Origin of the sequence: Mesorhizobium sp. Pch-S (assembly GCF_004136315.1) — a bacterium.
GTDB lineage: Bacteria > Pseudomonadota > Alphaproteobacteria > Rhizobiales > Rhizobiaceae > Mesorhizobium.
Genome location: NZ_CP029562.1, coordinates 4965442 through 4989747 on the forward strand (window position 1 = coordinate 4965442; position 24306 = coordinate 4989747).

18 protein-coding genes, 1 pseudogene and 2 riboswitches are annotated in these 24306 nt (G+C 63.3%); of the genes and pseudogenes, 5 read left to right on the forward strand and 14 right to left on the reverse strand.

Annotated elements, in window-relative coordinates; genetic code table 11:
• Nucleotides 1-21: 21 nt before the first annotated feature.
• From C1M53_RS23245 to metH, 4 genes are all read right to left on the reverse strand, one after another.
• Nucleotides 22-300: a hypothetical protein gene (locus C1M53_RS23245; protein WP_129414391.1), complete on the reverse strand. Its 279-nt coding sequence runs from the start codon at nt 298-300 to the stop codon at nt 22-24.
• Nucleotides 297-1397: a hybrid-cluster NAD(P)-dependent oxidoreductase gene (locus C1M53_RS23250; protein WP_129414392.1), complete on the reverse strand. Its 1101-nt coding sequence runs from the start codon at nt 1395-1397 to the stop codon at nt 297-299. The genes C1M53_RS23245 and C1M53_RS23250 overlap by 4 nt, the downstream gene beginning before the upstream one ends.
• A 10-nt stretch (nt 1398-1407) precedes the next feature.
• Nucleotides 1408-2655, reverse strand: a complete 1248-nt coding sequence (locus tag C1M53_RS23255; protein ID WP_129414393.1) for an aromatic ring-hydroxylating dioxygenase subunit alpha — start codon at nt 2653-2655, stop codon at nt 1408-1410.
• Nucleotides 2656-2769: 114 nt separating this feature from the next.
• Nucleotides 2770-2975: riboswitch (cobalamin riboswitch) on the reverse strand.
• 67 nt (nt 2976-3042) lie between these two features.
• Complete coding sequence (metH, locus tag C1M53_RS23260) at nt 3043-6840, reverse strand: methionine synthase (protein WP_129414394.1); 3798 nt, start codon at nt 6838-6840, stop codon at nt 3043-3045.
• 224 nt (nt 6841-7064) lie between these two features.
• Here metH and C1M53_RS23265 point away from each other — a divergent pair, with 224 nt between their 5' ends.
• Nucleotides 7065-7490 carry a Fur family transcriptional regulator gene (locus C1M53_RS23265; RefSeq protein ID WP_245488254.1) on the forward strand — a complete coding sequence of 142 codons (426 nt, stop codon included), beginning with the start codon at nt 7065-7067 and terminating at the stop codon, nt 7488-7490.
• 162 nt (nt 7491-7652) lie between these two features.
• On the opposite strand, the gene C1M53_RS23270 is transcribed toward C1M53_RS23265, so the two are convergent.
• The 10 genes and pseudogenes from C1M53_RS23270 to C1M53_RS23315 form a co-directional block, all read right to left on the reverse strand.
• Complete coding sequence (locus tag C1M53_RS23270) at nt 7653-8501, reverse strand: metal ABC transporter permease (RefSeq protein ID WP_129416329.1); 849 nt, start codon at nt 8499-8501, stop codon at nt 7653-7655.
• The gene (gene sitC, locus C1M53_RS23275) at nt 8498-9358 is read right to left on the reverse strand and encodes an iron/manganese ABC transporter permease subunit SitC (protein WP_129414395.1); all 861 of its coding nucleotides are present in this window, start codon (nt 9356-9358) and stop codon (nt 8498-8500) included. The genes C1M53_RS23270 and sitC overlap by 4 nt, the downstream gene beginning before the upstream one ends.
• A complete protein-coding gene (locus C1M53_RS23280; protein WP_129414396.1) occupies nt 9355-10254 on the reverse strand; it encodes a manganese/iron ABC transporter ATP-binding protein in 900 nt (299 codons plus the stop codon). Before C1M53_RS23280 ends, sitC begins: the two co-directional genes overlap by 4 nt.
• A complete protein-coding gene (locus tag C1M53_RS23285) occupies nt 10251-11171 on the reverse strand; it encodes a metal ABC transporter substrate-binding protein (protein WP_129414397.1) in 921 nt (306 codons plus the stop codon). Before C1M53_RS23285 ends, C1M53_RS23280 begins: the two co-directional genes overlap by 4 nt.
• 108 nt (nt 11172-11279) lie before the next feature.
• Nucleotides 11280-12062: an SAM-dependent methyltransferase gene (locus C1M53_RS23290; protein ID WP_129414398.1), complete on the reverse strand. Its 783-nt coding sequence runs from the start codon at nt 12060-12062 to the stop codon at nt 11280-11282.
• On the reverse strand, nt 12059-12301 hold the full coding sequence (locus tag C1M53_RS23295) for a hypothetical protein (RefSeq protein WP_129414399.1): 243 nt from the start codon (nt 12299-12301) through the stop codon (nt 12059-12061). Before C1M53_RS23295 ends, C1M53_RS23290 begins: the two co-directional genes overlap by 4 nt.
• The gene (locus C1M53_RS23300) at nt 12292-13359 is read right to left on the reverse strand and encodes a ribonucleotide-diphosphate reductase subunit beta (RefSeq protein ID WP_245488647.1); all 1068 of its coding nucleotides are present in this window, start codon (nt 13357-13359) and stop codon (nt 12292-12294) included. Before C1M53_RS23300 ends, C1M53_RS23295 begins: the two co-directional genes overlap by 10 nt.
• 89 nt (nt 13360-13448) lie before the next feature.
• Nucleotides 13449-16336: pseudogene (locus tag C1M53_RS23305) on the reverse strand (ribonucleoside-diphosphate reductase subunit alpha).
• Nucleotides 16337-16440: 104 nt separating this feature from the next.
• Nucleotides 16441-16641: riboswitch (cobalamin riboswitch) on the reverse strand.
• Between the two features lie 72 nt (nt 16642-16713).
• The gene (locus tag C1M53_RS23310) at nt 16714-17802 is read right to left on the reverse strand and encodes a TonB family protein (RefSeq protein WP_165358220.1); all 1089 of its coding nucleotides are present in this window, start codon (nt 17800-17802) and stop codon (nt 16714-16716) included.
• Between the two features lie 89 nt (nt 17803-17891).
• Entirely contained in the window at nt 17892-20060 is a 2169-nt protein-coding gene (locus tag C1M53_RS23315; RefSeq protein ID WP_129414402.1) for a TonB-dependent receptor, read from the reverse strand.
• Nucleotides 20061-20292: 232 nt separating this feature from the next.
• On the opposite strand from C1M53_RS23315, the gene C1M53_RS23320 reads away from it, so the two are divergent.
• From C1M53_RS23320 to C1M53_RS23335, 4 genes are all read left to right on the forward strand, one after another.
• On the forward strand, nt 20293-21348 hold the full coding sequence (locus C1M53_RS23320) for an iron ABC transporter substrate-binding protein (RefSeq protein ID WP_129414403.1): 1056 nt from the start codon (nt 20293-20295) through the stop codon (nt 21346-21348).
• A gap of 1 nt (nt 21349) precedes the next feature.
• A complete protein-coding gene (locus tag C1M53_RS23325) occupies nt 21350-22393 on the forward strand; it encodes an iron ABC transporter permease (RefSeq protein WP_129414404.1) in 1044 nt (347 codons plus the stop codon).
• Nucleotides 22390-23196 carry an ABC transporter ATP-binding protein gene (locus tag C1M53_RS23330; protein ID WP_129416330.1) on the forward strand — a complete coding sequence of 269 codons (807 nt, stop codon included), beginning with the start codon at nt 22390-22392 and terminating at the stop codon, nt 23194-23196. The genes C1M53_RS23325 and C1M53_RS23330 overlap by 4 nt, the downstream gene beginning before the upstream one ends.
• Nucleotides 23197-23389: 193 nt before the next feature.
• Complete coding sequence (locus tag C1M53_RS23335; protein ID WP_129414405.1) at nt 23390-24265, forward strand: hypothetical protein; 876 nt, start codon at nt 23390-23392, stop codon at nt 24263-24265.
• Nucleotides 24266-24306: the final 41 nt, after the last annotated feature.

Genomic DNA, 24306 nt, shown 5'->3' on the forward strand with positions numbered 1-24306 from the left:
GCGTAGGGTTGGGTCTGATCTTCAAAGATTGGGAACGGGTCTGGGCCAGTCGTCCGAGCAGGCGACAGCCGCCAGAAGACTGCGAAGCACCGCAACGCCCGGGTGGAGTGACCCACGACGATCGATCAGCTCGATCTGTCGTTGCGCGGCAATCTCGAGACAGATGCCTGGCGGCACGGACATCAGCCAGTCGGCAAAGACTTCTTCCGGCGGCGGCAGCGGCGAGATCGCTGCCATCGTCTTGGCGTCGACCTTATGCGGTCGCGTCGCGACCATTTTTTCGTCGTCGCGGGTGGTCATGCCTCGATCTCCAGTGGAGTGAGCGGTTTCGAGCAGCAGGCGAGGATGTAGCCGTCAGCGATCTCCTCATCGAGGATGCCGCCGTTGTGGTTCATCTCCACGTTGCCCGAGACCTTCCGGACACGACAGGTGCCGCACAGGCCGAACTCGCAGGCCGCCGAGATGCGAACGCCGCTGGCACGCGCGGCCTGAAGCACTGTCTGACCGGGGACACAGTGCCCATCGACATCGGAACTGGCGAAGCGGACCGGGAGTGCCGCCTCGGCAGGTTGTGCAGGGTTCGCCTCCGCCGCTCCCGGTGATGGCACCTCCACTGGCGGAGCGCCGAAACTCTCCTGATGATAGTGGGCCATGTCGAAGCCGGTGGCTTCCAGCATGGTGCGCACGGCGCGCATGAACGGATCCGGTCCGCAGCAGAACACCTCGCGTTCGTGGAAGTCGGGTGACAAAAGCGGCAACCTGACGGCATCGATCCGTCCCATATGGCCGAACCAGCTTTCGCGGCTCGACCGCTCCTCGATCATGAAACCGAGCGACAGGCCGGGCATGTTGGCGCCGAGCAGCTCCAGTTCCTTGCGGAAGATGATCTCTTCCGGCCGCCGGGCGCAGTTGACGAAGGCGATGTCCGTCCATGGTGCGCAGTCGTTCAGCCAGCGCAGCATCGACATCATCGGCGTGATGCCGGAGCCCGCCGAAATGAAAAGATACTTCGCTGCGGCATGGTTGTGGTGCGAGAAATCGCCCGCCGGGCCGCGCGCCTTGATGCGCGACCCGCGCTTGAGATTGTCGAACATCCAACGCGTGCCGATGCTGCCGGCCTGCGCCTTGACGGTTATGGAGATCGAGAGCGGTCGCGACGGGGACGAGGCCAGCGTATAGGTGCGCATCAGCGGACCGTCGGCTGTCGGCAACTCCAGCGTGATGAACTGGCCCGGCTTGTAGCGGAACCAGGTCTGCGCATCCGAGCGGAAGGTGAAGGTCTTCACGTCAGGCGCTTCGTCGGTGATGCCGGCCACTTCCAGCACCTGCAGGCGATCGTCCCATGGCACCATCTCGTCGAGATGGCGATAGAGGTGGATGCTCGTAACGGCGTTCATTGGAGCGGCCTCAAGCGACGCTGCGCAGCGCTGGTCTTTCGCCCTCGGTGAGCCGGGGCTCCATGAAGCGCGCATACCATTCGACGAACTGGATCACGCCGCCTTCATGCAATTCGGAATACGGGCCCGGCTGGTAGGCCGGCGAGTTGATACCGAACGCGTTCTCCTCGACGATGCGGCGATCCTCGTCATTGGTCAGCGTCCAGACGTGGATCAGGTTCTGCAGGTCGTAGTCGACGCCTTCCACGGCATCCTTGTGCACCAGCCATTTGGTGGTCACCGCCGTCTCGGTGGCGCTGATCGGGAGAACGCGGAACGTCACCGCGTGATCGCCCAGTATGTGGTTCCAGGTCGTCGGATAGTGGTAGAGCATCAGGGTGCCGATGCGGTCGGTGGCGACACCGTCGGACAGGTTGCGCTGCACGGCGCGCTGGCCGGTCATGGTGTAGCTCACCGCATGTGGAAGCAGTGGCGCCCGTGTCGTGCGGTACTGACCGGCCGTATCGATGACGAAGCGCGAAGGCAGCCCGTCGGCTTCGCAGCGTGCCCAGTGTTCCAGCAACTCGGGGTCATCCTCGACACCGTTGACGCCGGTCACGGTCGGCGCTTCAGGGAAGGTCTTGCAGAGCTCCGGATGGTTACCCGCGCAATGGTAGCATTCGCGGTTGTTTTCCCAGACCAGCTTCCAGTTGCCCTTTTCGACGATCGTGCTTTCGAAGGCGATCTTGGCGTCGGCCAGGCGATGCGGCAGGAAGTAGGGCTCCATCATCTGGCGGAAGGGAGCGAAGTCCGCCGGCTGGTCGGCCAGGCAGACGAAGATGTAGCCGCCGGCGCTTTCGCAGGCGACCGGCTTCAGCCCGTAGTCGTTGCGGTCGAAGCCTTCGGCCATCTGCCGGGCGAACAGAAGCTTGCCGTCGAGGTCGTAGGTCCACTGATGGTAGGGGCAGACCAGACGGGCAGAGGTGCCTTTGTCGACGGTGCAGACGCGGCTGCCGCGATGGCGGCAGGAATTGTGGAAGGCGCGGATCTTGTTCTCGCGGTCACGCACCAGAACGATCGGGTAGGCGCCGATCTGGACGGTGAAGAAACTGCCCGGCTTGGCGATCTCGCAATCATGTCCGACGAACAGCCAGTCGCGGTACCAGATCAGCTCCATGTCGAGCTTGAAGAAATCCGGATCGGTGTAGAAGGGCTGTTCCAGCGAGAAGCCATCGCGCCTCGCGCGGATGAGCTTCAGCATTTCATGACGTGCGTCCATGTCCTGTCCTCGTCAAAGGACTGAACTGGTGGTGATGGAGGGTAGATGGCCATGTTGGACGGTCTTTGACCGGCGCACGGCTTTCTGCCTCTTGACCGCCCACCGCGATCAGTCGAGTTCCAAAAAGTCCAGGGCTGGTTTCCGGGCTCCGAAGCTGTCCTTGTGGACCGTCTCGACACCTTCCCAGGCTTTCGCCCAGTGGTCTGTCGTCGAGACAGAAGCTTCGCTACCGTTGCGGGGGCAGCGCCGGCGTCAAACCGGCTTCCCAATTATCCCTCCGGCGGGGTTCGCCGGAGAGCACCTTGAACGTGCCGATCTGATCACGGACGCCGCGCCGGTGCGATGACGAAAGCGACATCGGCGCAGTGCAAAGACGACAGGCCGGAATTACTCGGCGGCCTCGGCAAGAGGCGAGGGCACATAGTTGAGGATCGGCCCAAGCCAGCGCTCGACATCCGCGACACTCATGTCCTTGCGCCTGGCATAGTCCTCGACCTGGTCACGTTCGACCTTGGCGACGCCGAAATAATAGCTCTCGGGATGCGCGAGGTAGAGGCCGGAAACCGACGAGCCGGGCCACATCGCCATGCTCTCGGTCAGGCGCACCCCAATCCGCTCCTCCGCCTGCAGCAGATCGAACAACGTCACCTTCTCGGTATGGTCCGGTTGGGCCGGATAGCCGGGGGCCGGGCGGATGCCCTGGTAGGGCTCGCCGATCAGGTCGTCCGGCGCGAGGTTCTCGTCGGGTGCATAACCCCAATATTCCTTGCGCACCTTCTCGTGCAGGCGCTCGGCAAAGGCCTCGGCGAAACGGTCCGCCAGTGCCTTGACCAGGATCGAATTGTAATCGTCGTTGGCGCGCTCAAAGCGTTCGGCGATGGCCACTTCCTCGATGCCCGCCGTCACCACGAAACCACCGATATAGTCCGGCTTGCCGCTGTCCAGCGGTGCCACGAAATCCGAGAGCGCGACATTCGGTTTGCCGTCGCGCTTGCTCAGCTGCTGGCGCAGCGTGAAGAAGGTGGCGAGCTCGCTGTCCCGGGCCTCGTCGGCAAACAGCTGGATATCATCGCCTGTCGTGTTGGCGGGCCAGAAGCCGAGAATGGCTTTCGGCGCGAACCACTTCTCGTCGATGATCTTCTTCAGCATCGCCTGCGCGTCGTCGAACAATTGCCGCGCCGCCGGCCCCTGCTTTTCGTCCTCGAGGATCCTGGGATAGCGCCCCTTCAGTTCCCAGGTCTGGAAGAAGGGCGTCCAGTCGATGTAGCGGGCGAGTTCGGCCAGGTCCCAGCTTTCGAACACCCGGGTTCCAAGAAAAGACGGCTTCGGCGGCTGGTAAGCGGTCCAATCGACCTTGTGGGCGTTGGCGCGCGCCCTGGCCAGCGGCAGCCGTTGCTTTTCGCGTTCCGAGCGCTCATGCGCCTCTGTCACCTTGCGATACTCTGCCTGGATCGTCTCGACATATCCGGCCTTCATGTCGGGGGAGAGCAGGCTGGAAACGACGCCGACCGCGCGGCTGGCATCGGTGACATAGACGGCCTGTCCCTTCTGGTAGCGCGGATGGATCTTGACGGCGGTGTGGACGCGGCTGGTCGTTGCACCGCCGATCAGCAGCGGGATGTCGAAACCCTCGCGCTCCATCTCCGAGGCCATATGCACCATCTCGTCGAGCGACGGGGTGATCAGGCCGGAGAGGCCGATCACGTCGACCTTTTCGGTGCGCGCCGTCTCCAGGATCCTGGTTGCCGGCACCATGACGCCGAGATCGATGATCTCGTAATTGTTGCAGGCCAGGACCACGCCGACGATGTTCTTGCCGATGTCGTGCACGTCGCCCTTGACGGTGGCCATCAGGATCTTGCCGGCGCTCTGGCGTTCGCCATTGTCGATGCCGGCGGCGGCATTGGCGAGTTTCTCGGCCTCCATGTGCGGCAGCAATCCGGCGACGGCCTGTTTCATCACGCGGGCGGACTTCACCACCTGCGGCAGGAACATCTTGCCTGCGCCAAACAGGTCGCCGACGACATTCATGCCAGCCATCAAAGGGCCTTCGATGACATGCAGGGGGCGTTCGGCCTTCAGCCGGGCCTCGTCGGTGTCGGCATCAATGAACTCGGTGATGCCGTTGACCAGCGCATGCGAGATCCGCTGTTCGACTGGCCACTCGCGCCAGGCCAGGTCTTTTTCCTTGGCTTCCTTGCCGGCCGTACCCTTGTAGCGCTCGGCGATCTCCAGCATGCGCTCGGTCGCGGTGCCGCCCGCCTTGGGCTGGCGGTTGAGCACGACGTCCTCGCAGGCCTCGCGCAGTTCGGGATCGATCGATTCGTAGACGGCCAATTGCCCGGCATTGACGATGCCCATGTCCATGCCGCGCTGGATGGCGTGGTAGAGGAACACGGCGTGCATGGCCTCCCGCACAGGCTCGTTGCCGCGGAACGAGAAGGACAGGTTGGAGATGCCGCCGGAGATATGGACATGCGGCAGCGTTGCGATGATTTCTCCCGTCGCCTCGATGAAGTCGACGCCGTAATTGTCGTGCTCCTCGATGCCGGTGGCGACCGCGAAGACGTTCGGATCGAAGATGATGTCCTCCGGCGCGAAGCCGGCCTGTTCCGTGAGCAGTTTGTAGGCTCGTGTGCAGATCTCGACCTTGCGCGCCCGGGTGTCGGCCTGGCCGACCTCGTCGAACGCCATCACCACGACGGCGGCGCCATACATGCGGCACAGCCGGGCGTGATGCAGGAAGGCCGCTTCGCCTTCCTTCATCGAAATCGAATTGACGATGGCCTTGCCCTGCACGCATTTCAAGCCGGCCTCGATGACGTCCCATTTCGAGGAATCGATCATCACCGGCACACGGGCGATGTCGGGCTCTGCGGCGACCAGGTTGAGGTACTCGACCATCGCCTTTTGCGAGTCGATCAGGCCTTCGTCCATGTTGATGTCGATGACCTGCGCGCCGTTGGCGACCTGGTCGCGTGCAACGTCGAGGGCGGCCGCGTAGTCGCCGCCGGTGATCAGTTTCCTGAATTTCGCGGAGCCGGTGACGTTGGTGCGTTCGCCGACGTTGACGAAGGGAATGTCCTTGGTCAGCGTGAACGGTTCCAGGCCTGACAGGCGCATCTGCGGCGATCGTTTCGGCAGCCCGCGCGGCGCGTACCGGGAGACCGCGTCCGCGATCGCCGCGATATGTTCCGGCGTCGAGCCGCAGCAGCCGCCGACCACATTGACCAGCCCTTCGCGCGCGAAGTCCTCGACCTGGCCGGCCATGAACTCCGGGCTTTCGTCATATTGACCGAATGCGTTCGGCAGTCCGGCATTCGGATAGGCGCAGGTGAAGGTCTCGGCCACAGACGACAGTTCCGCCAGGTGCGGACGCATGGCGGCAGCACCCAGCGCGCAGTTCAGGCCGATGGTGAAGGGCAGGGCATGCCGCACGGAATGCCAGAAGGCCGTCGGCGTCTGGCCCGAAAGCGTGCGGCCGGACAGGTCGGTGATCGTGCCGGAGATCATGATCGGCAGCCGGATGCCCTTCTCAGCATAAATCTCCTCGCAGGCGAAGATGGCGGCCTTGGCGTTGAGCGTGTCGAAGATGGTTTCGATCAGGATGATGTCGGCGCCGCCGTCGATCAGCCCGCGCAACTGTTCGCCATAGGCGAGGCGCAGGTCGTCGAAGGTGACGGCGCGGTAGCCCGGATTGTTGACGTCCGGCGAGATCGACGCGGTGCGGTTGGTGGGACCCAGCGCGCCGGCGACTAAGCGGCGCCTGCCGTCTTCCTGTTCGGCCCGGCGCAAGGCGCGCCGCACCAGCCGCGCACCGTCGCGGTTCAGCTCGTAGACCATGTCCTCCATGCCGTAGTCGGCCTGCGCGATCGACGTGGACGAGAAGGTGTTGGTCTCGACGATGTCGGCACCGGCCTTGGCATAGGCGTAGTGGATGTCTTCGATGGCCTTGGGCTGAGACAGGATCAGCAGGTCGTTGTTGCCCTGCTGATGGCAGGCGCAGCCGCTGAAGCGGTCACCGCGGAAGTGGTCCTCGCCAAAGCCGAGCCCCTGGATCTGCGTGCCCATCGCGCCGTCGAGCACAAGGATGCGCTCGCGCGCGGCAGCCTGCAGTGCTGCGAGAATTTCCGAGCCGTCAGGACGTGACGACAGCGGGCCGAAGAGCTCATCGACCGAAGACATATTGCGACACTCTTCATTCCAGGAACGACGTCGCCAAAACTAATCACATAAAGACATCTTTATGTCAATATGCGGATGCTCCCTGGTTGCGGGACCTTGGTTCCGTGCCGTTGCTCTGTCACTCTCAAAGCACGGCAATGTTTTTTGCGAATGCGACGCATCTGAGATAGGAAAGCCCAATCGGCGAAAGCCTGTCAAAAGCCGAGCAAGGGGAGACCCACAGGTTGGAACGGAACATCGCGGATCTTTGCCGGGAGTTCGGCTTGCGCCTGACCGGCCCGCGCCGAATCATCATGCAGGTCCTGTTCGAGTCGAGCGATCATCCCGACGTCGTCGAATTGCACCGCCGCGTCACCGCGCTCGAACCGACGATTTCACTCGCCACGGTCTACCGTACGGTCAACCTGCTGCGCGAGAAGGGCGTCCTGGAGCGCCACACCTTCGGCGATGGCCGTGCCCGCTACGAGACCACGCCGCGCGAACACCATGACCATTTCATCAATGTGGAAACCGGAACCGTCATCGAATTTCAGTCCGAGGAAATCGAGCGCCTGCAGGAGGAGATCGCCCGCAAGCATGGTTTCACCATCGTCAGCCACAAGCTCGAAATCTATGTGCGGCCCCTGAAGCGGGGCCGGAACAGAAGCTAGAGCATTTTGTAGCCAAGTGGGACCATTTGGCGTTACAAAAATGCATTGAAAACAAAATCTTAGAGCGTTTCCGTGAAAAGCGGAAACGCTCTGGAGCGGTTTGCGGTTTGGCGCGAACGGCAATCGGCTCTCGCTTGCTCCGGCCGAGGACCGCAGGCCTCGTCAGCCTGCGATATGGCTGGTCTCTGCCCGTGCGGCCCGCAGGCTGGTGACGAGGAACGCCATGATGAACAGGACTGTCAGCAGCAGCACGATGGTCGGCGCGGGTGCGCTGTCGATGAAGAACGACAGGTAGACCCCCAGCAATGACGCGCCGACCGCGATCACCACCGAAAGCCAGAGCATGGCGCTGAAGCGCGTGGTCAGCAGGAAGGCGATAGCGCCGGGCGCGATCAGCATGGCGATGGCGAGGATGATGCCGACAGCTTTCAGTGCGCCGACAATGGTCAGCGAGATCAGGCACAGCAGGCCGTAGTGCAGCAGCTGTACCCGCAGCCCGACGGCTCTCGCCTGCGCCGGGTCGAAGGCATGCAGCAGGAAGTCGCGCCATTTGAGGCCGATGATGCCGGCGGTTATCGCCGCGACGACGGCTGTTTCGACGATGTCGCGCAGGCCGATGCCGAGGATGTCACCGAACAGGATATGGTCGAGATGAACCTCGGACTGGATCTTGACGTAGAGTACCAGTCCAAGCCCGAACATGCCGGAAAACACGATGCCCATCACCGTGTCCTGCTTGATGCGGCTGTTGTCCTTGAGGAAGCCGGTGGCGAGCGCACAGATCATGCCGGCCGCGAAGGCGCCGACCGCGTAGGGCAGGCCGACAATGTAGGCGAGCACCACGCCGGGAAAGACGGCGTGGCTGATGGCGTCGCCCATCAGCGACCAGCCCTTGAGCACGAGGAAGCAGGAGAGCAGGGCGGTGGGAACCGCAACCAGAACCGCAATGACCATCGCATTGATCATGAAATCGAACTGGAAGGGAGCGAGCAAGGTATCCAACATGGTCAGGCTGTCCTTTCCAGCGCCTGGGCGGCGCGCCGGCGCGCTGCCAGCATGCCGTGCTTGGGTGCGAAGACGAAGGCGGTCAGAAAGATCAGCGTCTGCAGAACCACGATGATGCCGCCGGTCGCCCCATCGAGGAAGTAGCTGGCATAGGCGCCGATGAAGCTGGTGGCAGCCCCGATGACTACGGCGATCACAAGCAGGCGGGGGAAGCGATCGGTCAACAGATAGGCCGTGGCACCCGGCGTCACCACCATGCAGATCACCAGGAAGGCGCCGACCGTCTGCAGCGCGGCAACCGTCGATGCCGACAGCAGGGTGAAGAACATGATCTTGAGCGCCGCCGGGTTGAGGCCGATCGAGCGCGCATGGCTTTCGTCGAAGAAGACGACCATCAGGTCCTTCCATTTCAGCAGCAGGATGGCCAGCGAGACGAAACCGATGATGGCCAGCTGCAGCGTGTCTTCAGGCGTGATGGCAAGGATGTTGCCAAGCACGATGGTCTGAATGTTCACGGAGGTCGGCGACAGCGAGACCATGAACAGGCCGAGCCCGAAGAAAGAGGAGAAGATCAGGCCGATGATGGCATCTTCCTTCAGCTTGGTGCGCTGGTTGAGGAAAAGCATCGCAGCGGCGGCGAGACCGCCGGAGAAGAAGGCACCGATCGAGAAGGGCAGCCCCAGCATGTAGGCACCCGCGACACCCGGCACGATCGAATGCGAGAGCGCGTCGCCGATCAGCGACCAGCCTTTCAGCATGAGATAGCAGGAGAGGAAGGCGCACACGCCGCCGACGAGCGCCGAAACCCACATCGCGTTGAGCATGTACTGGTAGCCGAAGGGCTCGAGGAGCAGCGCGCTCATTCGCTGTCCTCCCTGAACTGCTGCTGCATGGCCCCGGGTTCGCCGTAGAAGACCAGCGGCCGCTCGTCATCGGTGATGACGGCCAGGCGGCGTCGGTCTTTGTCCTCATGCAGTCCAGCGCCACCGAGAACGAAATGGCGCAGCACACCGCCGAAGGCCTTCTCCAGATTGGCCTGGGTGAAGGTCTCGGCGGTCGGGCCGGAGGCAAGCACGGTGTTTTTCAAAAGCACGGTGCGGTCGCAGAATTCCGGCACGCTGCCGAGATTGTGCGTCGACACCAGCATGACGCGACCCTCGTCGCGCAAGGCGCGCAACAGGTCGATGATGGCGTCCTCGGTCTTGACGTCGACGCCGGTGAACGGTTCGTCGAGCAGGATGACGCGCCCGTCCTGCGCCAGCGCACGCGCCAGGAAGACGCGCTTCTTCTGCCCGCCCGACAGTTCGCCGATCTGGCGTTTGCGGAACTCCGACATGCCGACACGGGCCAATGCCGCAGAGACCGCCTCACGGTCGGCAGCCTTCGGAATGCGCATCATGTTCATGTGGCCGTAGCGGCCCATCATGACGACATCCTCGACCAGGACCGGAAAGTTCCAGTCGACCTCCTCGGCCTGCGGCACATAGGCGACCAGGTTGCTGCGCAGTGCCTCGGCGACGGGCATGCCGAGCACCTGGATGCTGCCTTTGGCCAGCCGCACGAAGCCCATGATCGCCTTGAACAGGGTCGACTTGCCCGAGCCGTTGACGCCGACCAGCGCCGTGATCGTGCCGGTCGGGACCTCGAAGCTGGCATCACGCATCGCGGTCTGGCCGTTGCGATAGGTGACGGTCGCGTCCTTGACGGAGATGCCAGCCGGCGAGGCCGGCTGGGCGATGATCTTGAAGGCAGCCGTCATTGCGAGAGGCCTTCGGCCAGACCCTGCCGCAAGGTGTCTGAGGTGACGCGCAGCAGGTCGATATAGGTCGGCACCGGACCGTCCGCTTCGCTGAGCGAATCGACATAGAGCACGCCGCCATAATGCGCGCCGGTCTCGCGGGCCACCTGCCGTGCGGGCTTGTCGGAAACAGTACTCTCGGAAAAGACCGCGACGATCCCGTTCGCCTTGACGGCATCGATCACCTTGCGGACCTGCTGCGGCGTTCCCTGCTGGTCGGCATTGATCGGCCACAGATAAAGCTCCTGCATGCCGAAGTCGCGGGCCAGGTAGCTGAAGGCGCCCTCGCTCGACACCAGCCAGCGCTTGTCCTGCGGGATCTCCTCGAGCTTCTGGCGGATCGGCGCAATCGTCGCCTCGATCTTCTGCTTGTAGGCCTCGGCATTGGCCCGATAGGTATCGACATTGGCCGGATCGTTCTTGATGAAGGCGTCGCGGATGTTGTCGACGTAGATCAGCGCGTTCTTGGGCGACATCCAGGCGTGCGGATTGGGCTTGCCGGTGTAGGGCCCTTCAGTGATGCCCATCGGCTCGACACCTTGAGAAACGACAGCGCTCGGCACGTCATGCAGGTTCTGGAAGAACTTCTCGAACCACAATTCGAGATTGAGGCCGTTCCAAAGGATCAGCTTCGCGCCCTGCGCGCGCTGGATGTCGCCCGGCGTCGGCGCATAATTGTGGATCTCGGCGCCTGGTCTGGTGATCGATTCCACGATGGCGGCATCGCCGGCGACATTCTTCGCCATGTCGGCGATGACCGTGAAGGTGGTAACGGCCTTGAATTTCTCCTGCGCGGCCGCCGGTGCGATCGCCAGGACGGCACTGACGGCCATTCCCATCGCTGCGGCCAGGATCGACCGTCTCATCCCATCATGCATGAATGCCTCCTAGTTGCGACTAATTCTCATTTGCATTCGACCTTTGATGCAAATGAGAATTGTTTGCAATAAGAATCTGCAGGAAGCGGGCTGAAGCCGGGTCTTCTCCTAGCTGCCGTGCGCGCCTTTCTTCCGGAGCAGGGCTTCGACAATCCAGCCCTTGCCGTCGAGCGCTTCGTTGCGAACCTGTTCGAGCCCTCCGACGATCTCCCGCAGCCTGCCGGAGACGAGCATGTCGTCCGGCATGCCGGCATAGAGGGTCCAATGCACGTCGTTGTGGCCGCCGACGGTGTCCGCCGCCGGGGCGGCAGGCTGCATGAACACGATGGTGTCGGCGTTGTTTGGGAAACCGCCAGCAAGCGAACGCCCGGTCGCCGTCAGAATCGATCGGCCGACATTGCACAACGCCACCTTGTGCGCCGTCGTCAGCACCTGGATGCCGCTGTTGCCGGGGATCACCTCATAGTCCAGCTCGAAATCTCCGCTCGATCGCAGTCGCTGCAGGATACGTGCCAGCGTTTCGATCAGCGAAAACCCGCTCCTGACCAGGAATGCCCCGCACTCGGAAGCATCCAGTTCCTCGAAGGAGAGACCGGCATGCCGAAGGTCGTCAGCAGGTTCCACGCCGCCGTCCCTGTGCTGCGGTTCCTTGTAGGAAGTGGTGCGGAACGGCCGGTTCCGCACATAGAGTTCGATGATCTCCGCACGAAGGCGGGCAGGGTCCTTCATGCGTCTGGCGAGGTCCTTGCCGGCGCCCTTGTCAGGGCCTTCGCCAGGCCCGTGATAAGGAATGAAGAACAGGGTCACGTGGCCGCGGACATTGACCGCTTGCACCGTCACGAAATCCGGATTGCCGGCACCGATCCCGACGATGAGGACCTTGCGCCTCATTGTCGGATCGCGGATCCTGGGGCGATCGACCCCTGCAGGGCCTCGAAAAGCTCGACGAGCCGGCGCGGTCCGGGATGGTCTCCCTGGTATCGCTGCAGTCTGGCGATCTCGATGTTCGCCGCCGCAGCAAGGTCCGCGCCGACGGGTTGCGCAAGCAGCCACGACAGGAACACGTCTTCCGGCTGCTGCAGCGCTGCCGACTGTCCGGCGATTTGCCGTGGCTCGACGTTCAGTCCCATGCCAGCGCTCCGCCGTTCTGGTACTCGATGACGCGGGTCTCGAAGAAGTTCTTTTCCTTCTTCAGGTCCATCGCTTCCGACATCCATGGAAACGGGTTGTCGGCTTCCGCAAACACGGGGTGAAGACCGAGCTGGGCGCAGCGCCGGTTGGCGATGAAATGCATGTACTGCTCGCACAGCGCCGCGTTGAGCCCGAGGAATCCTCTCGGCATGGTATCGCGGCCGTACGAGGCCTCCAGTTCCGCGGCATCCGCGATCATGCCGCGCACCTCTTCCTGGAATGCCTTCGTCCACAGATGCGGGTTTTCGATCTTGATCTGGTTGATGACGTCGATGCCGAAATTGAGATGGATGGACTCGTCGCGCAGGATGTACTGGTACTGCTCGGCAATGCCGACCATCTTGTTGCGCCGGCCGAGCGACAGGATCTGTGCGAAGCCGGTGTAAAACCACATGCCTTCAAAGATGACATAGAAGGCGACGAGGTCGCGCAGGAAGGCCTGGTCCGCTTCCAGCGTGCCCGTGCGGAAGTCCGGATCGTCGAGATGCTGCGTGTGCTGCAGCGCCCACGCCGCCTTGTCGGTGATCGACGGCACCTCGCGATACATGTTGAACAGCTCGCCTTCGTCCAGCGACAGGCTTTCGACGATGTACTGGAAGGTATGGGTGTGGATAGCCTCCTCGAAGGCCTGGCGCAGCAGATACTGCCGGCATTCCGGATTGGTGAGATGCCGGTAGATGGCAAGCACGATGTTGTTGGCGACAAGCGATTCCGATGCGGCGAAGAAGCCGAGATTGCGCTTGATCATGCGCCTTTCATCGTCGGTGAGGCCGTCTTTCGACTTCCACAGCGCGATGTCGGCCTGCATCGACACTTCGGTCGGCATCCAGTGGTTGTTGCAGCCGGAGAGATATTTCTCCCACGCCCAGCGGTATTTCAGCGGCAGCAGCTGGTTCACGTCAGCACGCGCATTGATCATGCGTTTTTCGTCGACGGAAACTCGGGCACCGCTGCGATCGATCTCGCCGAGGCCGGTGGCGGCGGCAACGGGTGGCATATCCGCCGCGAGATCTATGATGGCTTTGGGCTGGGCTTTCGGTTCTGACCAGTCGAGCATCTTGTTGTCTCCTTCTTTTTCTCTGCTGCTTACTGGCAGGCTTCGCATTCGGGATCATCGATGGCACAGGCCTTGCCCCACGCCGCATCGGCATGGATGACGATGGCTTGCGCGGCCGGTGCCGCGGCCACCACCGCGGAGACGGCATTGAGCTTGCCGTCGGTGCCCTTCAGCGTCGACTTCTCGACATGCGTCGCCGAGCGCGAGCGCAGGTAGTAGGTCGTCTTCAGACCCTTGCGCCAGGCTAGGCGATAGAGTTCGTCGAGCTTCTTGCCCGATGGATTGGCGATGTAGAGGTTGAGCGACTGCGCCTGATCGATCCATTTCTGGCGGCGGGAGGCGGCGTCGATCAGCCAAGAAGAATCGATCTCGAAAGCGGTCGCATAGAGCGCCTTGATGTCGTCCGGGACCCGGTCGATCTGGCCAAGCGAGCCGTCGAAATATTTGAGGTCGGAAATCATCACTTCGTCCCACAGGCCGCGCGCCTTGAGATCATGCACGAGCTGCGGTTCACCACGGTGAAGTCGCCGGACATGTTCGATTTGACGAAGAGGTTCTGGTAGCCCGGTTCGATCGACTGCGACACGCCGCAGATGTTGGAGATGGTGGCGGTCGGCGCGATCGCCATGCAGTTCGAGTTGCGCATGCCGGATTTCCTGACCCGCTTGCGCAGCGCGTCCCAGTCGAGCGTCGAAGACGCATCCATCTCAACGCCGGGCCGTGCCTTTTCCAAAAGGGCAATGGAATCGATCGGCAGGATGCCCTTCGACCACAGCGATCCATCGTAGCTCGGATAACGGCCGCGTTCGGCGGCAAGATCGACCGAGGCGGAGATGGCATGGTAGCTAATCGCCTCCATGCTGGCGTCGGCGAAAGCGACCGCCTCATCCGAAGCATAGGGGATGTGCAGAAGCTGCAGCGCATCCTGGAAACCCATCAGCCCCAGCCCCACCGGCCGGTGGCGCAGGTTGGAACGGCGCGCCTCGGGGATGGTGTAGAAATTGATGTCGACGACGTTGTCGAGCATGCGCATGGCGACGCTGACGGTCCTTGCGAGGTGATCGAGGTCCAGCCCCTTTTCCGCAACGTGGTTGACCAGGTTGATGGAGCCGAGATTGCAGACGGCGACCTCGTCCTTCGACGTGTTCAGCGTGATTTCGGTGCACAGGTTGGACGAATGCACGACGCCGACATGCCCTTGCGGTGAGCGGATGTTGCAGGGGTCCTTGAAGGTGATCCAGGGATGTCCCGTCTCAAACAGCATGGTCAGCATCTTGCGCCAGAGGTCGACGGCGCGGACCTTGCGGAACACCTTGAGCCCGCCGGCGGCGGCCTTCGCTTCATAGGCCTCGTAGGCTTGCCGGAAGGCGGAGCCGTAAAGGTCATGCAGGTCCGTCGTCTCGTCGGGAGAGAACAGCGTCCATTCACCGTTGCCCTCGACCCGTTCCATGAACAGGTCCGGCACCCAGTTGGCGGTGTTCATGTCATGCGTTCGGCGGCGGTCGTCGCCGGTGTTCTTGCGCAGGTCGAGGAATTCCTCGATGTCGACATGCCAGGTTTCCAGATAGGCGCACACGGCGCCCTTGCGCTTGCCGCCCTGATTGACGGCGATCGCGGTGTCGTTCGCCACCTTCAGGAACGGCACCACACCCTGGCTCTCGCCATTGGTACCCTTGATATGAGCACCGAGGCCGCGAACCGGCGTCCAGTCATTGCCGAGGCCGCCGGAATATTTGGCGAGCAGCGCATTGTCCTTGACCGCCTTGAAGATGCCGTCGAGATCGTCGGCGACGGTGGTCAGGAAGCACGATGACAGCTGCGGCCGCAGCGTGCCGGAATTGAACAGCGTCGGCGTCGAGGCCATGAAATCGAAGGAGGACAGGAGGTCGTAGAACTCGACGGCCCGTGCCTCGCGGTCGATCTCGCGCACCGCCAGTCCCATGGCGACACGCATGAAGAAGGACTGTGGCAACTCGAAACGCTTGCCCCTGGTGTGCAGGAAATAGCGATCGTAAAGGGTCTGCAGGCCGAGATACTGGAACTGCAGGTCGCGCTCCGGCTTCAGTGCGGCGCCAAGCTGGGCGAGGTCGAAGCGGCCGAGTTCCGGATCGATCAGCTCGGCCTCGATGCCGGTTGTTATGAATTCGGGGAAATAGGAAGCATAGCGGCCCGTCATCTCGGCCTGCGTTGCCTGTTCGGGGCGGCCGGTGACAAAGCTGAGCGCTTCGCGGCGCAGGCGGTCGAGCAGCAGGCGGGCCGAAACGAAGGCATAGTTCGGTTCGGTCTCGACAAGGGTGCGCGCGGCCAGGATTGGCGCTAGCGACAGTTCATCCAGGGTGATGCCGTCATAAAGATTGCGGCGTGCCTCGGTGAGGATGGCTTCCGGCGAAACCGCGTCGAGCCCGGCACAGGCCTCCTCGACCACGCGCGCGAAGCGGGCCTCGTCAAGCGGTGCGAGCGTGCCGTCTTCGCCCCTCACATTGAGCGAACCGCCCGGCACGACCGCATCTGCCTTGTCGGCCAGGCGCTCGCGCGCCCGCTCCGCGCGGTAGAGCACATAGGCGCGCGCCACCTTGTGGTGTTCGCCGCGCATCAGCGCCAGTTCGACCTGATCCTGGATCTCTTCGATGTGGAAGGTGCGCCCGGCCTCGAAGCGGCGCGTCAGCGCCGTAACCACCTGTCCGGCCAGATCCTCGACAACGTCATGCACACGCCGCGAGCCTGCCGCAGTCGAGCCTTCGACGGCGAGGAACGCCTTGGTCAGCGCCACCACGATCTTCGTTGCGTCGAACGGTGTCACCGAGCCGTTGCGGCGTATCACCTTATAGCTTGGCTCGGCCTGAGGTGAGGTGTGGCTTTCGGCGATAAAGGGAGCTTTGGGAGCCCCGTTCGTGGTGAGTGCTGCAGTCGTTGCCATATCATCCCCGTGGCGTTGAGGGCGGGGATTCTGGGGGAACGCATTGGCCATTCGGGACGCAGCGACGCCCGGCCACGCGCACCGCCGGGACACCCCGCCCGAGGTTCGTTCTCGTTCGTCGCGGCAGGTCTCCTGGCTTGCAGGTCGTCGCCCTTGTCGGCCTTCCCGGTGCGTTACGGCACCAGTGGCATTCTTCGACGCGGGCTCACTGCTTACAGTTGCGGGGGCAGCACCGGCTTTGCACCGGCTTCCCTCTTAGCTCCCAAGTCAGACGACTCGGGAGAACCTCGACTTCGATATCTAGTATAGAACGCCGACTCGATGTCAACGACTGGTGTGGGTGATGGCGAATTTGCCGACAACGCATTTTCAGCGGCTCACCGCTTGAAACTGATCATGATCGCCAGCGTCATCGAGGGGCGGGCTATTTCAGTCGGTGGAGCAGGCACCGGAGAGGCCCGCTTTACGGTCTCGATCGCTGCGCGATCGAGGGCCGCGCTACCGGAGGAGCCTGCGACCGAAGCCGATCTGACGACGCCCTGGGCATTGACGCGCAACTGCACGCGAACCGATGCAGAGCCGCTGGCGCCTGGAGGATATTGCCTGAATCGGCGAATATGGGCGATGACCTCGGCCTGCCATTGCGCCGGTGATACCGCGCTGCGTCCGGCTGGCTTCGCGGATCCCATTAACGCCGTCTGCTGCGACGAAGCCGCCGCCGGTCGGTCGGCCTTTTCAGATGGGCCGGATGTCTCGGTTGCCACGGCCTTCTTCGGCGCGCTTTGGCGTTGCTGGCGAACCGGCCTGGCGGGCGCGGCTGGTGCGGGTTTGTGAGCGCGGCTTTTATTCTCGGCCTTTCGAGTTTGCTGTCGTGCGGCGTCGGGCTTCTCGACCGGGCGGGCGAGTTTGCTTTCCGGTGCCTTCTTGATGGCCGGCACCGCTGGCGCGTTTTCCTGCGCGGAGCGGAGAACTTCCAGGCCCGGAGTGACTTCCTGCTTCGGTTCAGTTGCTTCGGTCCTGGTTTCCGCTGTTTCCTGTTGCGGCTGCGGCGCGGGTTCGGTCGTCCGAGGCTCGTCCTGTTCGGGGAGTGGATCGGCCTGTGCCGGTTCGTCTTGCGAAGGTATTTCAGGCGCTTTTTCGATATCGGGCTGACGAAGGGAGCCTGCCGGTTCGCCGGCCGCATCCGCGGGCTGCTCGGTCTTGGGAGCAGCCTCGGATACATCCGGAGGCACCCATTCCACGGAGATGGCGTCGACGATACCTGGATCAGCGGCGGGAGGCAGGGTTATCGCGGCGAGATAGAGCCCGGCGCCGATATGAGCCACGATGGAGACCACGCCACCCAGCAGCCAGCGTTGCGCAGCGCTGCGGTTGCTTGCCGGGTCCTCGCCAGGCTCTGGTTTCGGCGCTGCAGTGGTCGGGAGGGCGTCGTCGGCATCGGGCCGCGGCGCCGGAATTTCCGGCACCGTCCTGTCGTCGGTCGCAGGGACGGGCGAAGCAGGGCCGGCGCTGCGCGCGGACTTCCGCGCGCGCGATCTCGCCGGCCTGGCCATGCCTAGAACCGCATGGCCGAGTTCAGGTAGAAGGTGCGACCCTGTTCCGGGAAGCCGTAGGCGAGCTGGTAGTTCTTGTCGAAGATGTTCCTGACGCCGAAGTCGAACTCGAAATTGTCGTTCAACTTGTAGTTCATGTTGAGATTGACCAGCGCAAAGCCCTTGGTTTCAAAGAACGTGGTCTCCAGCCGGTCCGTCGACCAGCGCGCGCTGTAGATGGCGACGTTGGGCGAGACGGTGAAATTCTCGTACGGTACCCAGTCGGCATAGAGATAGGCGCTGTGCTCCGGCGTGCCGATGGGCTTTAGGCCCGGCCTGATCGGGTCGGAGATGTTGCGCTTGAGGTAGGTGTAGCTCGCGCCCACGGTCAGGTTGGAAAGCACATCCCATTCGCCGTAGACTTCGGCGCCGTAGTAACGGCCGTCGCCGATGTTCTGGCTCTGGACCTTTCCGCCACCAACGCTCACCGACTGGATCACGTCGGAGACGTCGCTGTAGAACACCGAGCCACCGATCTTCAGCATTTCGGTCGGTTTGCCGGCCCAGCCGAGCTCGTAGTTCACGGCGCGCTCGGGGCTGAGATCCGGGTTCGGCAGCGCGTCGCCGAAGCGGGTGCTGAACCGGTCGAACAGCGTCGGGAAACGTGTGCGCGAGGAAATGCTGGCGTGGAATTCCGACGCGTCGCTGTAGCGATAGATCGCCGCTCCCTGCCAGTTGAACGCCGAGCTGCCGCCATGCGGGTATTCGGACATCTTCTTGCTGGCCGAGTCGTATTTCTGGGCCTTGACCAGCTTGTTCCTGTCGTAGCTGATGCCGCCGACGAAATCCAAGCTCTCGGTTGCGTGGAAGGTATCTTCGACCGCCACCGACCAGGTGTCCTCCAGCTTCGTCTGCTTCGGGTCGACGAAAGCGGAAGCGCCCGGTTGGTTGTGATCCCAGTTGGTATGGTCGTCTCGGCGGTAGTGAACTGCGCCTTTCAGCGTGTTCATCGGGATGAGTTCGGTTCCGGCCTCGACGCTGACGCCATAGGCGCTGTCGTCATAGTAGCTGTTGAAGGCGCGCGCCTGCTTCTGGCTGGTGAAGGTCGAGTCGTCATAGGCCGAAAGCAGGTTGTAGAAGGTGTTGTAGTAGGCCTTGGTCTTCACATAGGACTCATCACCGAGTTGCGTGTGCGAATAGAAGGCCAGCGAGTCGATGTCCCAGCGCGGCCATTCCCAGTCGCGCTGGTAGGCGGCGCCCGCCGGCAGTGGCGTGCGCGTGATGCCACGCACCGGTTCGTAGATGCTGTAGGGGGCTGCCTTCTCACCCTGCTGCTTGGTGTAGCTGATGACGTATTCGTCGGTCTCGTTCGGCGTGTAGCCGAGCTTGAAGTTGGCGCGCCAGTCACGAACTTTGGAGAAGTTCCGGCGACCGCCATCCTCGACCGGCCCACCAATGCCGACCGGAACCGGATTGAAGCCCTGCGGCAGGAACCAGCCGTCGCTGTTGCGGAATGAACCGCTGGCCTGCAGGTAGAATTTCTCCTGCTTGGTTCCGACCCAGCCGGACGTCGTGAACGCGGCAAGGTCGCCGATGTTGCTGATGTCGATGCCGGTGCGCAGTTCGCCTTCGAATTCCTTGGTCGGCTTCCTGGTGACGAGGTTGATGGCGCCGCCCATGCCGCCGGGCCCGCTCAGCACCGAGACATAGCCCTTCTGCACCTGGATCTCGGACAGGTCCGGCGTCAAGAAGCGTCCGTAGTCGAGACGGTTGTCGGCCGGCAGGTAGACACGGATGCCGTCGATATAAAGCGGTACCTGGAAACGGTCGAAGCCCCGGACGTAGATCAGCCTTTCATTGCGGCTGCCGCCCGTGTTGGAGACCTCGACACCTGGTGTGGCTGCCAGCGCATCGTCCAGCGTGTTGCGGTTGCTCTTGTGGATGTCCGTTGCCGTCACGACGCTGCGCGACACCGACTGGCCGCCGATGTCGGAGGAGGCGCCGGCGGCGGCGCCATAGACGACGATCTCGCCCAGCTCGAAGACCGGCGATGTTGCCATGCGGGCAGGGGGAGCCGGTGCATCGTCTTTTTTCTGTTCGACGGCTCCGCCTTGTTGCTGCGCATAGGCAACAGGCAGTGCGGCAGTGGTTGTCAAAAGGACGAGCAAAGTCGTCGACGAAAGTCGCTTCATGAAAATCCCCCTCAAGGCCCCGACCGGACGGGCCTGCCGCCAACGTGACGACAGGTCGTCCTCTCAATTTGTAGGCGTAATATACGGACAAATACAAAGAACGCGCATCCCGTCAAGGCAACGCTCTGCGTTAAAGAGTTTATTGCGATAGGCCAGCAATCCTCTTCCTTGACCGATATGTCAGAACAGAAATAACTATCGTGCTGATTTCGAAGCGTGCGAGGGAACACGAATGGATCGACGGGGATTTCTGGCGCGGCTCTCGCAGGTGCTACTGCTGCTATGCTTCGGCATGGCCGCTTCCGCCCAGGCCGCGGGCCGCACGATCGTCGATTCCGCGGGGCGTTCCGTCACATTGCCTGACCATGTCGAGCGCGTGCTGGCGGCAGGCCCGCCGGCCTCCGTGTTGTTGTATGTGCTGGCTCCCGACAAGATGGTCGGCTGGGTGCGCGAGCCGAGCGCGGTGGAAAAGGAATTCCTGGCGTCGCCCTACAGGGATCTGCCCGCCCATGGCCGGCTGACCGGCAAGGGCAATACGGCCAATCTGGAACTTGTGCTGTCGCTGAAACCGGACATCATCATCGATGTGGGCACGGTCGACGCGACATACGCGTCGCTGGCTGACCGGGTGCAGGAGCAGACCGGGATTCCCTACGTCCTGATCGACGGCTCGTTCGCCAAGTCGCCGGAAACGCTGCGCAAGACAGCCGAGCTGCTGGGCGTATCGCAGCGCGGTGAGGAACTCGCTGCCTACGCCGAAACCACGCTGAAGGACCTCGATGCGCTGCTGGCGACCATCCCGGCGAACGAGCGTCCGAAAGTCTATTACGGGCGCGGCCCGAAAGGCCTGGAGACCGGACTGGCCGGGTCGATCACCACCGAGATCCTCGGCGCGGTCGGCGCCCGGAATGTCGCCGACGCGGCCGGCAAGGGCAGCCTGGCCAATGTATCCCTGGAACAGGTCCTTGCCTGGAACCCCGATGTGATCCTGACACTCGACGCGAACGCCCGGGCGGCCGTTGTGAAGGATCCGTCCTGGGCAGGCATAGGAGCGGTCCAGAAGGGGCGTGTCTACCACACGCCGACGGTTCCGTTCGGCTGGTTCGATTCACCGCCCGGCATCAACCGGCTTGTCGGCGTGCCGTGGCTGGTCTCGGTTCTTTATCCCGGCAAATCGTCGGGCGATATGGCGGCAACCGTGCGTTCCTTCTACAAATCGTTCTACCATGTCGAGCTGACCGACCAGCAGCTGGATGCCTTGCTCGCGGATGCCCGACCAAAACCATAAGATGACGCAGTCTCCAGCAGCCGCCGTCAGGGCGGCCGGCAAGGGTACGGCCGGCTGGATCGCCGCATGTCTGGCGCTGTTCCTGGTGGTGGTGGCAGCGCTTTCCTTCGGCCAATACGGCGTCAGCCTGCCTGAGGCTTTCCGGGTCGTCGCGGCAAGGCTGGCAGGTACAGAAAGCGGCCTGCCGACGATCGTCGATACGGTGGTGTGGAACGTGCGTCTGCCGCGTGTCCTGTGCGGACTTCTGGTCGGGGCCGCGCTCGCCGTCAGCGGGGCGGTGTATCAGGGGCTGTTCCGCAATCCGCTGGTCTCCCCCGACATTCTGGGCGTCTCTGCTGGCTCCAGCCTCGGCGCCATCTGCGGCATCTTCTTTTCGCTGCCGGTGCTTGCCGTGCAGGGCCTGTCGTTCGCCGGCGGGCTGGCCGCGGTAGGGCTTGTCTATGGCATCGGCAGCGCGGCACGCGGGCGCGACCCGATGCTGATGCTGGTGCTGGCCGGCATTGCGATCGGGGCCCTGATGGGTGCCTGCATCTCGCTGCTCAAGGTGCTGGCCGATCCTTACAACCAGTTGCCCGCCATCACCTTCTGGCTGCTCGGCAGTCTCGCCAGCGTCACCCGCGGCGACCTCATCTCGATCCTGCCGGTGATGGTGATCGGCCTCATCCCGATGGTGCTGCTGCGCTGGCGCATGAACCTGATGACGCTCGACGATGAAGAGGCGCGGGCGCTCGGCGTCGAAACGGGAAGGATCCGGCTGGTCCTGATCGTGGCCGCCACGCTGATGACGTCGGCTGCCGTCTCCGTCTCCGGCATCGTCGGCTGGATCGGATTGCTGGTGCCGCATCTGGCACGTGCCCTTGTCGGTCCCGATTTCACACGGCTGCTGCCGGCCAGCCTGCTGCTGGGGGCAGGTTACCTGGTGCTCATGGACACGCTGGCCCGCAATGCGGCCAGCATCGAAATCCCACTTGGTATCCTGACCGCGGCCGTCGGCGCACCGTTCTTCCTGTGGCTGCTGGTGAAGTCGGCAAGGGGCTGGGCCTGATGCTGAGCGCCGTCGATCTCGCCTTCGGCTATCCGGGAAAACGTGTCGGCAACGGCGCCACCTTTTCGGTTTCGGCCGGCGAAGTGTTCTGCCTGCTCGGGCCGAATGGCTGCGGCAAGACAACCCTCTTCAAGACCTTGCTTGGTCTGCTGCCGGCACTCGGCGGACGGCTGGAGCTGGACGGCATCGCTGTTTCCAGCTTGTCGCGCGGCCACTTCGCGCAGCGTGTCGCCTATGTGCCACAAGCCACGGCTGCCCATTTCCCCTTCACCGTCTTCGACGTTGCCTTGATGGGGCGCGCCAGCAGGATCGGCACTTTCGACCGGCCGTCGGCCGGCGACAGGGCGATCGTGCACGAGACGCTCTCCCAGCTCGGCATCGCGCATCTGAGCGACCATCCCTATACCGCGATCAGTGGCGGTGAGCGCCAGATGACGCTGGTCGCGCGGGCGCTGGCGCAGCGCCCCGCCATGATCGTCATGGACGAGCCGACGGCCAGCCTCGATTTCGGCAACCAGGCGCGCATCCTGAACCAGATTCTGGCCCTTGCGGGCGAGGGCATCGCCGTCGTGCTCTCGACGCACGAGCCCGGCCACGCCTTCGCCTGTGCGGGCACCGTCGCCCTAATGAGTGCCGGAACGATTGTCGCCTCCGGAACGCCGGATGCGGTTCTGACGCCCATGGCGCTCAGCAGCCTCTACGGGGTGGATGTCGCTGTGGCGCGCCTTGCCGGGATCGAGCAGCAGGTTTGCGTGCCTGTCCTGAAGCGCGGGGCGGAGGCCTCACAGATTGCCCGAGGATAGGGTCAAGCCGCCTGGCGGTCTGCCACCGGCAGTCGATTGAGTGCGCCGGTCGGCTGCACGAATGCTTCGGGCGCAAACTACAGCCGGACATTGCATTGCCACCTTTTTGTCGGCACCGCACTGCATAAAACTGGCCACTCGCTGGTCGCGCCTGATATTCAGCGGTCGATAAACGCCGCTGAAGATCGAAATCATGCAGCTGTTCTTCCCATTCGACGACTCCGTCCCGGAGGCCGGGGCCTGCCTTGATCAGGTCTATGCGGCGTTTGCCTCTTATCGGGCGCCACGCGGTTTCTGCCGGCAGTGCTTCACGCCTGAACAGGAGGAACAGATCTGCGGCTCGCGCGCCGTGCGCACCGCGGACTATGCCCGTTTTTCACCGATCTATTTCGAGCATCCCAACTGCTCGGGCGGCATTGCGACGTTCCGGCACTGGCTGCCGCGGGCGCTCGAATGCGCGGCGTTCGACACGCGACCCGACCCGATGCTGCCCGGCCAGATCGCCAGGCTCGGCCTGCTGTCCTGGCCGCAGGCCGAACAGGACGCCCTGCGCGATGTCTTCACGCGGGCGGCGCTGAACTGGTTCGCGACAGGTGATCCGGCGCCGCTGGGACGACAGTGGCCGGATGACGTGAACAACACGCGGCTGCACGATGTCTGGACAGCAGAAATCCTGCTCTCGGCCTTGACCTATCTGCGCGTCGATCCGGTCTCGCTGGCAAGCCATATGCTGGCAACGGACACGGCCTGGGCTTGCCTTGGCATTGCGGCGGCGGTCGGCCGTCCATGCATCCTCGATGATATCGGCTACCTCGTACTGGAGAACCCCGGTGACGAAGCCGCGATGCGGTCAGCTTTCACGGCACTCGACCGTCGCGCCCGCGCCGGTTTTCACAGCGTCCTCACCTATGGGATGCTGATGAACCGCTGGGAGACATTGTCGACCCGCGGCGATGGCAAACGCGCCGTTTGTCTGCTCGGGGCGATGGATCATGCCGATCCGCCGCGGGTCACCGAAATCGAGCAGGCTGACGACGACAGGCTCGTCGCAGCGATCGTTGGCTCCTGAAAGCAGGCGTCCTGAATGCCGCAGGCAGGTTGGCTCAGAAC

Coding starts and splice junctions, on each gene's coding strand:
- metH (WP_129414394.1), bottom strand. CDS start 6,840: ATGTCTTCGGTCGATGAGCTCTTCGGCCCGCTGTCGTCACGTCCTGAC.
- C1M53_RS23255 (WP_129414393.1), bottom strand. CDS start 2,655: ATGGACGCACGTCATGAAATGCTGAAGCTCATCCGCGCGAGGCGCGAT.
- C1M53_RS23300 (WP_245488647.1), bottom strand. CDS start 13,359: ATGCCACCCGTTGCCGCCGCCACCGGCCTCGGCGAGATCGATCGCAGC.
- C1M53_RS23280 (WP_129414396.1), bottom strand. CDS start 10,254: ATGACGGCTGCCTTCAAGATCATCGCCCAGCCGGCCTCGCCGGCTGGC.
- C1M53_RS23285 (WP_129414397.1), bottom strand. CDS start 11,171: ATGCATGATGGGATGAGACGGTCGATCCTGGCCGCAGCGATGGGAATG.
- C1M53_RS23250 (WP_129414392.1), bottom strand. CDS start 1,397: ATGAACGCCGTTACGAGCATCCACCTCTATCGCCATCTCGACGAGATG.
- C1M53_RS23315 (WP_129414402.1), bottom strand. CDS start 20,060: ATGAAGCGACTTTCGTCGACGACTTTGCTCGTCCTTTTGACAACCACT.
- C1M53_RS23245 (WP_129414391.1), bottom strand. CDS start 300: ATGACCACCCGCGACGACGAAAAAATGGTCGCGACGCGACCGCATAAG.
- C1M53_RS23320 (WP_129414403.1), top strand. CDS start 20,293: ATGGATCGACGGGGATTTCTGGCGCGGCTCTCGCAGGTGCTACTGCTG.
- C1M53_RS23325 (WP_129414404.1), top strand. CDS start 21,350: ATGACGCAGTCTCCAGCAGCCGCCGTCAGGGCGGCCGGCAAGGGTACG.
- sitC (WP_129414395.1), bottom strand. CDS start 9,358: ATGAGCGCGCTGCTCCTCGAGCCCTTCGGCTACCAGTACATGCTCAAC.
- C1M53_RS23335 (WP_129414405.1), top strand. CDS start 23,390: ATGCAGCTGTTCTTCCCATTCGACGACTCCGTCCCGGAGGCCGGGGCC.
- C1M53_RS23295 (WP_129414399.1), bottom strand. CDS start 12,301: ATGGGACTGAACGTCGAGCCACGGCAAATCGCCGGACAGTCGGCAGCG.
- C1M53_RS23290 (WP_129414398.1), bottom strand. CDS start 12,062: ATGAGGCGCAAGGTCCTCATCGTCGGGATCGGTGCCGGCAATCCGGAT.